This window comes from Brevibacterium renqingii, from assembly GCF_017808105.1.
Classification (GTDB): Bacteria; Actinomycetota; Actinomycetes; order Actinomycetales; family Brevibacteriaceae; genus Brevibacterium; species Brevibacterium renqingii.
Map to the genome: position 1 here is coordinate 377187 of NZ_JADBHF010000001.1, position 13785 is coordinate 390971.

Annotated in this window: 14 protein-coding genes; 10 read left to right on the forward strand and 4 right to left on the reverse strand. The window is 67.0% G+C overall.

Going from position 1 to position 13785, the window contains the following annotated elements:
• Position 1 precedes the first annotated feature (1 nt).
• Positions 2–1195: a pyridoxal phosphate-dependent aminotransferase gene (locus tag IHE57_RS01620; RefSeq protein ID WP_209370334.1), complete on the forward strand. Its 1194-nt coding sequence runs from the start codon at positions 2–4 to the stop codon at positions 1193–1195.
• Positions 1192–2136 carry a DMT family transporter gene (locus IHE57_RS01625; RefSeq protein WP_209370335.1) on the forward strand — a complete coding sequence of 315 codons (945 nt, stop codon included), beginning with the start codon at positions 1192–1194 and terminating at the stop codon, positions 2134–2136. The genes IHE57_RS01620 and IHE57_RS01625 overlap by 4 nt, the downstream gene beginning before the upstream one ends.
• A gap of 73 nt (positions 2137–2209) precedes the next feature.
• Here IHE57_RS01625 and IHE57_RS01630 read toward each other — a convergent pair whose 3' ends face one another.
• Positions 2210–2569, reverse strand: coding sequence for an ArsR/SmtB family transcription factor (locus IHE57_RS01630; RefSeq protein ID WP_209324243.1), 360 nt, complete (start codon positions 2567–2569; stop codon positions 2210–2212).
• Between the two features lie 119 nt (positions 2570–2688).
• Complete coding sequence (locus IHE57_RS01635; RefSeq protein ID WP_216629598.1) at positions 2689–3276, reverse strand: peptidoglycan-binding protein; 588 nt, start codon at positions 3274–3276, stop codon at positions 2689–2691.
• A gap of 181 nt (positions 3277–3457) precedes the next feature.
• Between IHE57_RS01635 and IHE57_RS01640 the strand changes: the two genes are divergently transcribed.
• The 5 genes from IHE57_RS01640 (at position 3458) to IHE57_RS01660 (ending at position 7848) form a co-directional block, all read left to right on the forward strand.
• Positions 3458–3667, forward strand: a complete 210-nt coding sequence (locus tag IHE57_RS01640; RefSeq protein WP_209324242.1) for a hypothetical protein — start codon at positions 3458–3460, stop codon at positions 3665–3667.
• 67 nt (positions 3668–3734) lie between these two features.
• Positions 3735–4400, forward strand: a complete 666-nt coding sequence (locus tag IHE57_RS01645; protein ID WP_209370337.1) for a HEAT repeat domain-containing protein — start codon at positions 3735–3737, stop codon at positions 4398–4400.
• 141 nt (positions 4401–4541) lie between these two features.
• Positions 4542–5699: a MerR family transcriptional regulator gene (locus tag IHE57_RS01650; protein WP_209370340.1), complete on the forward strand. Its 1158-nt coding sequence runs from the start codon at positions 4542–4544 to the stop codon at positions 5697–5699.
• 24 nt (positions 5700–5723) lie between these two features.
• Entirely contained in the window at positions 5724–7193 is a 1470-nt protein-coding gene (locus IHE57_RS01655; RefSeq protein WP_209370342.1) for an LssY C-terminal domain-containing protein, read from the forward strand.
• Between the two features lie 169 nt (positions 7194–7362).
• A complete protein-coding gene (locus IHE57_RS01660) occupies positions 7363–7848 on the forward strand; it encodes an SRPBCC family protein (RefSeq protein WP_209370344.1) in 486 nt (161 codons plus the stop codon).
• On the opposite strand, the gene IHE57_RS01665 is transcribed toward IHE57_RS01660, so the two are convergent.
• On the reverse strand, positions 7849–8439 hold the full coding sequence (locus tag IHE57_RS01665; RefSeq protein WP_209370347.1) for a MarR family winged helix-turn-helix transcriptional regulator: 591 nt from the start codon (positions 8437–8439) through the stop codon (positions 7849–7851).
• A gap of 86 nt (positions 8440–8525) precedes the next feature.
• Here IHE57_RS01665 and IHE57_RS01670 point away from each other — a divergent pair, with 86 nt between their 5' ends.
• Entirely contained in the window at positions 8526–9323 is a 798-nt protein-coding gene (locus IHE57_RS01670; protein ID WP_209370349.1) for a hypothetical protein, read from the forward strand.
• Positions 9324–9355: 32 nt separating this feature from the next.
• Here IHE57_RS01670 and IHE57_RS01675 read toward each other — a convergent pair whose 3' ends face one another.
• The gene (locus tag IHE57_RS01675) at positions 9356–11287 is read right to left on the reverse strand and encodes an acetate--CoA ligase (protein ID WP_209370351.1); all 1932 of its coding nucleotides are present in this window, start codon (positions 11285–11287) and stop codon (positions 9356–9358) included.
• Between the two features lie 144 nt (positions 11288–11431).
• Here IHE57_RS01675 and IHE57_RS01680 point away from each other — a divergent pair, with 144 nt between their 5' ends.
• Positions 11432–12565, forward strand: coding sequence for a hypothetical protein (locus IHE57_RS01680; RefSeq protein ID WP_209370353.1), 1134 nt, complete (start codon positions 11432–11434; stop codon positions 12563–12565).
• Between the two features lie 142 nt (positions 12566–12707).
• Complete coding sequence (locus IHE57_RS01685; protein WP_366933823.1) at positions 12708–13754, forward strand: fatty acid desaturase family protein; 1047 nt, start codon at positions 12708–12710, stop codon at positions 13752–13754.
• Positions 13755–13785 lie beyond the last annotated feature (31 nt).

Here is a 13785-nt window from a genome sequence, read left to right on the forward strand (position 1 = left end):
GATGACTGCCCGCACCCCTGCCGCCTCCGCCCGATCCGGCCTCGTCAGACCCTTCGCGGCGATGGGCATCGTCGCCACCGTCGGGCAGATGCAGCGCGCCGGCCGCGACACCATCGCCATGTGCCTGGGCGAACCGACTCAGGGCGCACCCACACCCGTTCTGCGCCGCGCCGCCGAAGTCGCCCAGGACGGAACCGGCCTCGGCTACTCCCCGATCCTCGGCATCCCCGAACTGCGGGAGGCGATCGCCGGACACTACCGCGACTGGTACGGCCTCGAGATCCCACCTGAACGCATCGCCGTCACCACAGGATCCTCAGGTGCCTTCCAGACGACGTTCCTCACCTGTTTCGATGTCGGCGACCGGGTGGCTCTGGCGAGGCCCGGCTACGGGGCGTACAAGAACATCCTCGCCGCGCTCGGCTGCGAGGTCGTCGAACTCGACTGCGGGGCGGACGAGGGCTTCCAGCCCAGCGTCGAACTGCTCGAGGCCGCTCATGCCGAAGCCCCGCTCAAGGGACTCATGCTCGCCTCGCCGGCGAATCCGACGGGAACGATGATCGGCGCCGAAGCTCTCGGAGAGCTCACGGACTGGTGCCGCGACCACGGGGTGCAGGTGATCTCCGACGAGATCTACCACGGCATCAGCTACATCGGCACCCGCGGAGAGTGCGTGCTGGCCCACGACGACGATGCGATCGTCATCTCCTCCTTCTCGAAGTACTGGGGCATGACGGGATGGCGTCTCGGCTGGGCGATCCTGCCCGAGTCGCTGGTGGGACCGGCACAGAACGTCACGGGCAACCTGTCACTGTGCGCCCCGGTCCCGGCCCAATACGCGGCGGTGGCGGGGTTCACCGAGGAGTCCTATGCCGAATGCGAGGCGGCCGTGTCCTCCTTCGCCGGCGCCCGCGAGCACGTGCTGGCGGCCAACCGTGATCTGGGCTTCGGGGAGATGGCTCCGCCAGACGGTGCCTTCTACATGTACTCGCGCATCGACGACATCCTCGACAGTGCAGGATTCGAGACCTCCGGTCAGTGGTGTGAGCAGCTGCTCGAAGCCACCGGCGTCGCGCTCGCCCCGGGCGACGACTTCGACTCGGTCGACGGCTCTCGCGCGGTGCGTCTGTCCCTGGCCGTCGGCGCGGACCGCACCGCCGAGGCGATCGACCGCATCCTCGACTGGATGGGATGAGCTCCGCCGAGGCGAACGGGGGCCGGCAGACTCCCGCCCCGCAGGCGCTGCCCGTCCTCGGTGTCATCGTGGCCGCCGTGCTGCTGGGGTCGGCGGGACTGTTCGTCATCCTCGCCGAGGCGACCGCCCCCACCGCAGCATTCCTGCGGTGCTGGATCGCCGTCGTCGTGCTCGCGCCCCTGGCCGTGCTCGAGATCCGCAGACACGGGCGTGTGCCGCCCAAGGCGCTCGTCATCGCCGGGATCTCCGGGGCGGCACTGGGTCTGGACTATGTGCTCTGGGCCCAGAGCGTGCTCGATGCCGGGCTCGGGGTCTCCACGGTGCTCATCAGCGTCCAGGTCATCGTCTTCCCGGCCCTCGTGTGGATCTTCGGCGGGCGTCGTCCCGGATGGCTGTTCATCGGCTGCGTGCCGCTGATGATCATCGGCATGCTGCTGACCGGGGGAGTGTTCGGCGTCGACGCGGCCGCCGAGAACCCGACCAGGGGAGCGATCTTCGGCATCCTCTCGGGCGTCCTCTACGGCGTCTACATCTTCGGCATCCACCATTGCCGTCGCCTGGCACCGGACTTCGTCGTCGCCCCCGTCGAGGTCGGCACCATCGCGGCCGGAGTGATGACGGCGGTGGCCGGCCTCGGCCTGGGCGGCCTCGACTTCGCTCTCGGCTGGGACGGTTGGGCGTGGATGCTCGCCCTCGCCGTCTGCGGGCAGGCTCTGTCCTGGGTGCTGCTGAGCATCTCCAGCCCCCTCGTCCCCGTGCCCACGACAGCGGCCCTCATGCTGCTGCAGCCGCTCTCGGCCGTCGTCCTCGGATCGTTCATCGCCGGTGAACGGCTGCAGCCGGCCCAATGGGCCGGTGCGGTGGTGGTCGCCGCGATCGTGTGGGTCGTCGGCGGGGGACCGGAGGCACTGACACGGAACCGGCGGCGGCCTCCACGATGAGATCGCACCGCGGAGGCCGCCTCGGCGAGGTCAGTGCTCCAAGGCCAGTTCTCCGAGGTCAGCGCTCGTGGACTCAGTGCTCGTGGGCTTCGATCGTGTGGGCGATCGCGTCGAGGATGATGTGAGCGACGTGGTCGTCCTTGAGCGAATAGTAGGCTTCGCGACCGATCCGATTGACCCCGACGAGGTGAAGGCCGCGGAGGAACTTCAGATGCTGGGACACCAGCGGCTGGGACAGGCCGGTCGATTCGACGATATGCGTCACCGTCGCCTCCCCGTGGGTGAGGACGAGGAGCATCTTCAGCCGCGAGGGCGTGGCCAGGGCCTTGAAGAGGTCGGCGGTCTCCGTGATGGCTTCGAGATTGTCCTCGGGATTGAGCAGCAGCTGCTCGACCTCGTCATCGACGGGAACGGAATCGGGAGTGGAAGCCATGAGTGCAGATTACCGGACAACCGACTCGGCCACCCGGCTGCCGGCCCCTGACGGGTCGGATCAGACCCTCTGAGCCTCCGCCGAGGCAGGCCGAGGATCGACGCGAGAGCTCGGGCGATTCAGTCCAGGGCCTCGACATCGGACTGCGACCCCAGCAGATCGTCGGCGAGCTTCTCCCATTGCTCGTAGGCATCGGGAAGGGCAGAGCGCTGCACGGACTGCGCCGCCTCGGTCGGCGACATCGTGTTCCAGCCCTCGATCTGGTCGAGTCCGGGGTTCTCGACCTCGGGGTTGATGCCATAGAACGCCTTCGCGGCGTAGACCGGATCGGTGAGCTGCTCCGGCTCGCCCCATCCCTGCGAGGGCCGCTGCTGGAACAGGCCGACGGAGTCGCGATCGCCGGAATCGAGATTGCGCAGCGAGGATTCCTGCAGCGCCGTCATGAGGGCGATGCGGATCGCCCTGTCGTCGAAACCGCCGCCGAGGCCGACGCCGATGATGAGGCGAGCATTGCCGATCTGCTGCTCATTGAGCTGGTTGACGGTAGCCATCTGCATCTGCCTGATCTTCGTGGAGCCGAATGAGAAGGGCGCGTTTATGATGATGACGGCCGCCACGACGAGTGCCGTCACTGCTGCTCCGAGTCCGAGCAGGGCACCGACGAGCACGGACCGGCGGCCCTTGCGGTGTCGTGTCAGTCGAGGCATGAATATAACGATAATGCAACAAACTGAAGACCTCATCAGACCACGCCGTGCCTTCTATCACAGGGAGGTCACGGAAGGGCGAGCGGGACAGAGAAGAGGCATTGCGCGCTCGCATGTTCCAACCCTGCACCATTCTCGCTCTCGGAGCGCCGGGGAGAGGGAGACGACCTAATATCGAGCCATGGTGAATTTCGCACGGCACAATCGGCGGCCGCCTCTGTTCAGCTGTCTGATCGCGGCCTTCGTGTTCGTCGCTGTCGGTGTGACGGTGCTCCTGGTGGTCATCCTCGTCCTCGTCGGCGTCGCCGACGATTCGGTCACCGGTGACGCCGGAACTCCGGACGCGACCTCCACGGCCCCGGCGACCGGCGGCTGGTCGGGTGAGGGCTGAGGTGACCGAAGTGCTTGACCTTGACACGATGTGAAGGTCTTCACTGAGGGGACAGGAGGTGGATATCATGACCGATCCACAGACGGAACTCGTCCCCGCGCTCTCAGCGCCCGATCCGCAGCAGCGCCTGCAGGCCGCCCTGCAGATCGGAATCAGAGCCGACCCTCGCGACCTCGGCGCACTCGTGGCCAGGTGCGAGACCGAGCCGGACTTCTTCGTCCGCGACATGCTCACCTGGGCCCTCACCCGCCTGCCAGCCGAGCACACCGTGCCGCGGCTGATCAGTGAGCTCGACGCGGCGGTGCCGCAGGCGATCTCCCAGGCGCTGCACACCCTGTCGAAGATCGGCGACCGGCGCGGCTGGCAGGCTCAGGACCCGAGGCGCATCGGGGATCGCCTCATCGCCCATCCCGACACCGAGGTGGCTCGCAGCGCCTGGCGCTCTGCGGCTGCGCTGGTGCCCGGCGACGAGCGGGAGGACCTTGCAGAGGTGCTGATCACGCAGCTGGGGCGCGGGGATGTGGAGATGCAGAAGAGTCTCAGCCGAACCGTCGTCGCCCTGGGCGAGGATCTCGTGTCAGTGCTCGATGAGAAGCTTCTCGCAGAGGACGACACAGTGCGGGCGCACGCGATGGCGACCCGGGAGATGTTCGCAGATCCCGACGCCGGCTTCGCCCACGCCTTGGACGCAGCCAAACGGGTGGTCGCACTGGGGCCCGAGACGACGATCTAGATCGGCTTCGGGAAGGGACGATCGTGCGCATGCCGTCGGGCGGGGCAAGCCTGACGGTATGCGGCTTCGGTCTCGGGCCCCTTCCTCCGGACACGAGCCGCGGACAACAAGCCGGGAAGCGAGGCGGGAAGTGAGGCGGAGATGCTCATCGGCGAGGTGGCACGGCGCTCCGGTGTGAGCGCGCGCATGCTGCGACACTACGAATCCATCGGCCTGCTCGCGCCCGACCAGCGGACAGCCGCCGGCTACCGCAGATACTCCGACGCCGACATCGGGCGGATCTTCCACATCGAGGGTCTGCGCAAACTCGGGATGTCGCTGACCGAAGTCGGAGAGGTGCTCGCCGACCCGAACTTCGACGCCGGAGGGCTGCTGCGCGATCTCATTGCGCAGACGCGTCAGCGCATCGCCTCAGAGCAGCGCCTGCTCGACCACCTCGAGCGGGTCGATCGGCTCGGGCGGACCGACTCCGAGGCGCTGCTGTGGACCGTCGACCTCATGCGCTCCCTCGAATCCGCCGACGTCATTCAACGGCACAAAGCGGCTCTGGGCGGCGGAGTCGATGGAAGCGTGCCGATCGAAGCCCTCTCGGCGGCGGTCCTCGACGAACCCGAACTCAATGCGGCGGGGGCCATGCGGTGGGCGCTCGCCCAGGCCGGGCCCGCCGCGATCGCTCATCTCGTCGATGGGGCGGACGATGTCTCCGCCGAGGTGCGGCTGAGAGCGATCCGCGCACTCGATGAGATCAGTCGCACGACCGCCGCCGATGAGCTCGCCCCCGAGTCCGCGGAACTGATTCGGGGCGCCCTGCGGAGGCGGTTGGAAGATGAGGACGATGAGGTCAGAAGCCTCTCCGCCTTCGCTGCGGCCGGGCTCGACGACCCCGCCGCTGTGCCGGAGCTGCTGGCCATTGCGATGACCGGGCCTCGCGACATCGAGGCGGCCGAGGCGCTCGCCGGCTACGTCACCCGGGGCTGTTCCTCTGCCGCCGCGATCATGTCCGAGCTGGCCCGCGCCGCAGGCTCACCGCGCGCCGTCGAGCGTTTTCGGGCCCTGCAGGTCCTCATCGAGATTCCCGATGGGCAGGCTGCTGCTGGACACCCGCCGGGCGCCGAACACCCGCCGGGCGCCGAACACCCGCCGGGCGCCGAGCATCGGGCGCTGGTGTCGGATCTGCTCGTGCGACTGGCCCACGACGAGAGTCGGGAGGTGGCCGCGACGGCGACTGCGGAGCTGCGACGTCGGGGGTCGGGCCGCCTCGGCGAAGGAGGTTCGGGTTCTCCGCATTCCGGCGGGTGAGGCCATTTCACTACACTGTCACCCATGACCTCAGGAGGTGCGACGGACGAGTCGGCTGCCGCGGGAGCGGTGGCCGGGCACAAGCGTCGGCTCAAGCAGCCGTTCATCTATCGTCGGCACCATTTCACGCCCACCGGGGTGCTCGACTATCTGTTCTTCCTCTTCGGCGGCGCGGCATCGACCTGGTTGGCTCTGCTGATCCTGCTCAAGGGATTCAGCCTCGGGTGGTGGCAGGTGCTGACCCTGCTCGTGTTCTGGGCGGTGGTGTCCTATCTCGCCCTGCCGCGGCTCCATCGCATCCTCTCCCAGATCTATGTGCCGAACTATTTCATCGGGCGCACTCGGACGTCCGACGGTCTGCTCGGCGACCCGGTCAACCTCGCCTGGCGCGGTGATGAAGCGCAGATCCATCACGCGATGAGGGCGGCCGGGTGGATCCTCGCCGACAGCATCACGCCCGCGTCGACCTGGGAGATCATCCGTTCGACGGTGACGAAGCGCAGCTATCCGCAGGCGCCGGTGTCCCCGCTGCTGCTGTTCGGCCGGCGGCAGGACTTCGCCTATCAGCAGGAGGTCGACGGCGACCCCGGGCAACGGCATCACGTGCGCTTCTGGAAGTGTCCGCGCGGATGGCTGCTGCCCGGCGGCCATCAGGCGGACTGGCTGGCCGCGGGCACCTATGACAAGGCCGTCGGGATCTCCCTGTTCACCCTCCAGTTCACGCACAGGATCGAGGAGGACACCGACGTCGAACGCGATCACATCGTCGAGACCGTGACCGCGGTCGGCGAATCGATCACCGTGCACAGGATCAAGGACTTCTCGACGGGCTACCACTCCCGCAATGGCGGCGGGGACGCGATCGTCACCGATGGGCATCTGCCGATCCTCGACGTCGCCGAGGTGGTCGCCGATGAGGGGGATCGCCCGGAGCGTCTGGAACTGACTCTGGACGCCACGCAGATCTACACGGAATCGCGGTCCGTGTCGGACGTGACGAAGACGCTGTGGCGGCGGCGCCCGCTGCAGACGGTCATCGGCGCCGCCCTCGTTCTCGTGCTGCTCATCTTCCAGGCCTGGGATGTGCTCGGCACGCTGCTCGACTGGGACGGTCTGCGTTCCGAGGTCACCGACTACAGCGCTGATATCACCGCGCTCAGCGACGATACGGCCACGCGCATCGCTGCGGGAGTGCTCATCGGGCTCAGCCTCCTCATCGGGTGCGTGCAGGTGATTGCGTCGACTGCGGTGTTCCGCGGCAGCAATCGGGCCAGACTGTGGATCCTCACCCTGTCGACGATCTCCGTGATCGTGTCGATGACGAACTACTTCACCGGGGATCGGGATCTGGCCACGAACATGTACGCGCTGATGACGATCGCCATGCAGGTCGCCGTGCTGCTCAGCCTCTCCAGCGACTCGTCGCGACTGTTTACCCGTTTCAGTACGGCTGCCCAGCGAGCTGAGCGCCAGGACCGTGCACTCGAGGACTGAGCGAGCGGCAGGACGGCGCGCTGCGTGCGCTCACTGCCCGACGTGCATGGCCGGAAGGCAGCTCGAGTCCGCGGGATGCAGGGTCGGATCTGTGTATCCTGACTGTGTCTCATCCATGCGAACCATGAGCCCGCACCGGGACCGAGAGCACACGAGAAGGCAGAACATCATGACCGAACAGGCACCTGACGCATCAGTATTCGATTCGATCGACCCCGCTCTCAAGGTCGTCAGCGCCGAACTCGACGTTGCGGCCCCGGTGGCAGCGGTGTTCGAACTCATCGCCGATCCCGCGAGGCAGCCGGAATGGGACGGCAACGACAACCTCGGGGCGGCCGTCGACGATCAGCGGGTGAGAGGCATCGGCGATTCCTTCGTCACGACGCTGACGAAGGGCGTCGACCGGGAGAACCACATCGTCGACTTCGCCGAGGGCAGGCTCATTGCCTGGAAGCCGTCGGAGGTCGGGGGAGAGCCCTTCGGCCAGAAGTGGGTCTGGGAGATCGAGCCGTCCGGGGAGGGCGCCTGCCTCGTCCGCCACATCTACGACTGGACCGAGCTGCGCGATCCCCAGCGCCTGCCGCGGGCGCAGTCGACGACGGTCTCGAATCTTCTGGCCTCGCTCAAGCGGCTCAAGCAGCTCGCCGAGAGCTGATCATTTCGGCCAGGCGTCGGCCAGTCGGGTGAGCAGAGCGGCCAGTTGGGCACGCTCATCGGCGGTGAACTCGCTGAGCGCCTCATCGACGTTGTCGCGTTGTGCCCCGCGGAAGCGATTGACGATCGCCCGCCCCTTGTCGGTGAGGGCGATGAGGGTGCGGCGGGCGTCCTCGGGATCGGCCTCGCGCCGCAGCAGTCCGAGCTCGACGCCCTGAGCGACCAGACGCGAAGCGCGTGGCTGATCGACGCCGATCGCCTCGCCGATGGCGCTCACTCCGAGCGCAGTGCCTGCCTGGACCAGGGCGATGAGCAGCTGCCATTGCGCGCGTCCGCCGAAATGGCCCTTGAACTTCTCGCGCCATTCGAAGCCGGCATCGTCGCGGCGGCCGGGACCGTGGTCCTGTCGATCTCTGCCGCCGGGGCCGTGACGTCCGCCGAAGGGGAACTCGCCGTGGTTCGGCTCGGCCGATCCGCTGCGCTGGCCGAATCCCCGAGGCGGACCGAAACCGCGCGGTCCGCCGGGCCCGCGCCGCCACTGCAGGCGGGTGAGCGCCTCCGCGATCGTCCGGATGTCATCGTCTGAGCTCATGCTCGCATTTTACATGTTGCTTGACATGCACCTGAAATGCATGTCATTCTGCATGTACATGTCGAATGACAACTAAAGGAGAAGACATGAGCACGCAAGATGACTTCAACGATGACAGAGACGATGCCGAGAGCCCGTTCGAAAATGCCGGTGCCGCCGACTCGACCGAGGGCGATGCCCGAGGCGAGGTCGACCTGCCGCAGCTGCTGAGGCAGGTCAGCCATGTGCTGCGCCGCGAATTCCGCGCCGCAGCCGCCGACAGCGGTTTCGATCCCCGCGACTTCGGGAAGATGTGGCGCGGACGCCGAGACCGGGATGCTGACGAGGTGGTCGCCGACGGTGCCCCGGGTCCGGAAGAGCCGGTCAGCTGCGGCCTTCCCCGTGGGCATCGCGGATGGGATCCGGTCGGTGATGTGAGTCCGGACGAGCTCCGGCAGCGGATGTGGGATCTGCGCGATGGCGTCGGTGAGAAGGTCGAGGAGGTGCTCTCCTCGGAGGAGTTCGAGGACCTCAAGTCCTCACTGTCGAAGATCGTCGACGCCTTCGGTCCCGACCGGTGTGCCGACCGCTCGCATCCGCACGACCGCGATCGCGGCGATCACGGCGGAGGTCGCGATCACCGCGATCACCGCGATCACGGCGGAGGTCGCGATCGCCACGATCACGGCGCGGGTCGCGATCGCCGCCACGATCACGGCGGAGGCCGCGGACGACGCGGATTCGGACCAGGGTTCGGACCAGGTTTCGGCCCGGGCCGCCGCGGGTTCGACCCGTTCGGATGGGCCGATGACCGACGCGCCCGGGAGCGTGACCATGAGCGTGAGGTGCAGGAAGCCTTCGAGCGCGGTTTCGCCGCCGGGTTCGAGCAGGGACGGAACTCCTGAGGTCGCTGCCGGCAATCGCCTCGACAGCAGCCTCAGCGGCGGGCGAGCACCGACTCGAGGTCGTCGAGGACCGCGCGGTCCTCGATCGTCGACGGCACCGCTGGGTTCTCGACGCCGTCGGCGAGTTCGCGCATGGTCTTGCGCAGGATCTTGCCTGATCGGGTCTTCGGCAGACCGGGGACGATGTCGACGCGCTTGAATGCCGCCACGGGGCCGATCTCCTTGCGTACGAGGGCGACGAGTTCGTCGATGACGGCATCGGGATCGGCCGCCTCGGCGGAGTCGCCGAGGACGACGAGGGCGCGCGGGATCTGACCCTTGACGTCGTCGTGGACGCCGATGACGGCGGCCTCGGCCACCGCGGGGTGGGATGCCACGACGGCCTCGATGATGCCGGTGGACAAGCGGTGCCCGGCGACGTTGATGACGTCATCGGTGCGGCCCATGACGTAGACGTAGCCGTCCTCGTCGAGATAGCCGGAGTCGCCGGTGAGGTAGTAGCCGTCGAATGCTGCCAGGTAGGAGGAGATGAAGCGTGAGTCATCGCCCCAGACGGTCGCCATGGTCCCCGGGGGCAGCGGCAGCCTGATGACGATGAGGCCCTCCTCGCCGGCAGGCACCGGGTTTCCGCTCGGGTCGAGGATCTCCACCTGGTAGCCGGGCACCGGCTTGGTCGGTGATCCGGGTTTGAGGGGGAACCGGGTGAGTCCGAGCGGATTCGCCGCGATCGGCCACCCTGTCTCCGTCTGCCACCAGTTGTCGACGACCGGGATGTCGCGTCCGGTCGCCTCGGCGAGGGTCTTCGTCGTCCATTCGTAGGTGTCGGGGTCGAGCCGTTCGCCGGCGAGGAACTCCGCGCGCAGGCTCGACAGGTCGTACTTCTTCATCAGCTCGCCGTCGGGGTCCTCCTTGCGCACCACGCGCATGGCTGTCGGGGCGGTGAAGTGGACGTTGACCCCGTGCTGTTCGATGGCGCGGAAGAAGGCTCCGGCGTCGGGCGTGCCCACGGGTTTGCCCTCGTAGAGCACCGAGGTGACTCCCGCCAGCAGCGGGGCGTAGACGATGTAGGTGTGGCCGACGACCCAGCCGACGTCCGAGGCGGTGAACATCGTGTCGCCCGGATGGAGGTCGAACAGCGCCGGCATCGAGAACGCGCCGGCCACGGCGTAGCCGCCCGAGTCGCGGACGATTCCCTTGGGTTTGCCGGTGGTGCCGGAGGTGTAGAGGACGTAGAGCTCATCGGTGGCCTTGACGGTGACCGGGCCGATGCCCTCGGCGGTCTGGGCGAGCAGCTCGGCGTAGTCGACGTCGTTCTCACCGAGCTCACACCGATGTTCCTCGCGTTGGACGATGACGGAGAACTCCGGTTTGTTCTCGGCGATGTCGATGGCCTCGTCGAGCATCGGCTTGTATTCGAGCACGCGGTTCTTCTCGACTCCACAGGAAGTGGAGATGACGGCCTTCGGGGCGGTGTCGTCGATGCGCACGGCCAGTTCGTTCGGTGCGAACCCGCCGAAGACGACGGAGTGGATGGCGCCGAGGCGGGCGCAGGCGAGCATGGCCACGGCCGCCTCGGGGATCATCGGCATGTAGATGACGACGCGATCGCCCTTGGCCACTCCCTTGTCGGACAGGCCGCGGGCGAAGCGCGAGACCTCGTCCTGCAGCTGGGCGTATGTGATCGTGCGGACGGTGTCGGTGACCGGTGAGTCGTAGATGATGGCGGCCTGCTCGCCGCGGCCGTTCTCGACGTGGCGGTCGATCGCGTTGTAGCAGACGTTGAGTTCCCCATCGGGATACCAGCGATAGATCGGCGCATTCGAATCGTCGACGGCCTGCGTCGGCTCGGTGACCCAATCGATGAGGCTCGTGGCCTGCTCGAGCCAGAATCCTTGAGCGTCATCAGCGATGCGGGACACGACATCGTCGTAGCTGGGGACGGTGCTCTCGGCGTTGATATCCATGCTCCTATTGTGACGCATGGCACAGGGAATTGCCGAGGCGGGTCCCGTTCTCCGCCACGGAGACCGCTTCGGCGCGGAGATGGAGGCGGCACGAAAGTCGACCCGTTTCCCTGCAGTCGGTGGGAGAGAGGGCACAATGGGGATATGAGATTCCTGGTTGCATTGATCCTCGGCCTGGCTGTCATGTTCGGACTCAACGTCTTCGTCGACTTCTTCGGGATGGCGCGGCCGTGGGGTTCGGTCTTCATGGGCGTGACCGTAGGTGTCACGATGCTGATCGTCCTGCTCGTCTGGGAGGCCGTCCGCCCGACCCAGCCGAAGGGCGAAGCGGCGAAGCCGCAGAGAAGCGAAGAGGACCGTGCCCAGGCACGAGCCGAACGGCGCGCACGTCTGGCCGCCGAGGCAGGCGTGAGCCTCGAGGGCATCGACGGGGCGCTGCCGGGCTTGACCGCGACCGATGCCACCGAGGTCAAGATGGAGAGCGGGGCCGTCCAGGACGACAAGGCTGCCGGTGCTGAGGCTCAGGACACCGAGGCTGCCGAGGCTGAGCCTGAGGACGCTGAGAGTCAGAACGAGGCGGTGAAGCCCGATGAGAAGTCAGACGAGAAGCTTTCGACCGAGAACTCCGGCTCCGAGGGCACCTCCGAGGAGAAGTCGGGCGGCGAGGACTTGCCGGCGCGCCCAGCGACGCGGCCTGTGTTCCCCGAGCAGACTGCCGCGCCCGCCGAAACAGCTGAGCAGACTGCGGACGCACCCGCCGATGCGTCCGAATCTTCCGACTCATCCGAATCCGCCGAGACATCCGAGACCGCCGACACAGCCGGGTCGGAGGAACAGACCGATGCGGACTCGGCTGCGGCAGAAACGCTCACCTCGGCGACGGAAGGCGCTTCGGCTCATGACGCCGAGGCCGCGGAAGCAGACGTCGCTGACGCCGAGGCTACTGAAGCTGACGATGCTGAGGCAAACGGCTCTGAAGCGGACGACGCTGAAACCGACAGCGCCGAAGCAGACGCCGCCGACGCTGCGATCGACGACTCCGCAACGAGCCCTCCGCTGCAGGGTGAACCCGATACCTTGCCGCCCGGAGCATTCGACGAGACCGCATCCGGTTCCTCGCTCGAGAATCCCCCGAAGGGAGAACCGGGAATGTCGGTCGATGCGCTCGAAGGAGTGGTCTCACCCAGCGAGGACGCAGACGCCCACGACGAGGATGGCGAGGACCTGCCGAAGAAGCCGACGACCTCGCCCGAGGAGAACAACCAGTATCGACTCTGAGGCACCGAGGAGCTCGGAGTCTCGCCCGGACAGTATTGATGGGCTCAGCCGGTCGACTTATGCTCGGAAGGAAGTGTGCAGGAGTTCACGGACGGGCGGCTCCAGAATCTGAGTCCGTTGGCCGTCCACGATGGGGGTGACAGTGAAGGCAGCCGCTGAATACGTCGAGTCGTATCGACAGCTGAGCAAGACCATCCATGATGCCGGTCTGATGCGTCGGCACCGCGGCTTCTATCTCAGCCGCATTGCAATCTGGCTGGTGGTGCTGGCCGGACTGCTCGCCGCTGTGGTCGTCTTCGGAGCCACGTGGTTCCAGCTGATCACCGCTGGGCTGATCGGCATGGTCATGGCCCAGCTCGGCTTCCTCTCCCATGAGGCCGCCCACCGTGAGATCTTCGCCTCCAGGGCATGGAACGAATGGACCTCTCGCCTCATCGCCGGACTGCTCATGGGGCTGAGCTTCAGCTGGTGGATGGCCAAGCACAATACGCATCACGCCTACCCGAATCAGGAGGGCGCAGACCCCGACATCGACTCCAACCTCATCGCGATGACACCCAACGCCGCCAACCGTCGCCGAGGTTTCGGGGCCTTCCTCGTCAGCCACCAGGGCGCCTTCTTCGTGCCGCTGCTGTTCCTCGAAGGGGCGAACCTCCACTTTGCCTCGCTGAGGACCCTGTTCTCCGAACCGAACGTCCCCCACCGTGTGACCGAGATCATGCTGATCGCCATCCGGCACGGCGCCTATCTCACACTGCTGTTCCTGATGCTGCCGCTGGGAATGGCGTTCGCGTTCCTCGGGGTCCAAGTCGGCAGCTTCGGAATCCTGCTCGGCGGTGCCTTCGCACTCAACCACCTCGGGATGCCGACGGTCGAGAAGGGCCTCCACATCGACTTCCTCCGCCGACAGGTGGTCATGTCGCGCAACATCAAGGATGGGCCGGTGGCACGGTTCCTGCTCGGCGGACTGCAGTTCCAGATCGAACACCATCTCTTCCCCGCCGCTCCTCGGCCAAGCCTGCCGAAGATGCAGAAGATCGTCCGTGAGCATTGCGCCCGGCATGGCATCCCGTACACGGAGAGGACGCTCACCGAGGCAGCCGCCACAGTGATCGCCTACCTCAGCCAGGTCGGTGTGCGAGGACAGGACCCCTTTACCTGTCCGCTTGTGCGGCGCTACCGGGGGTGAGTCAGGCCTGATTCCCACACCATCGCAGCCA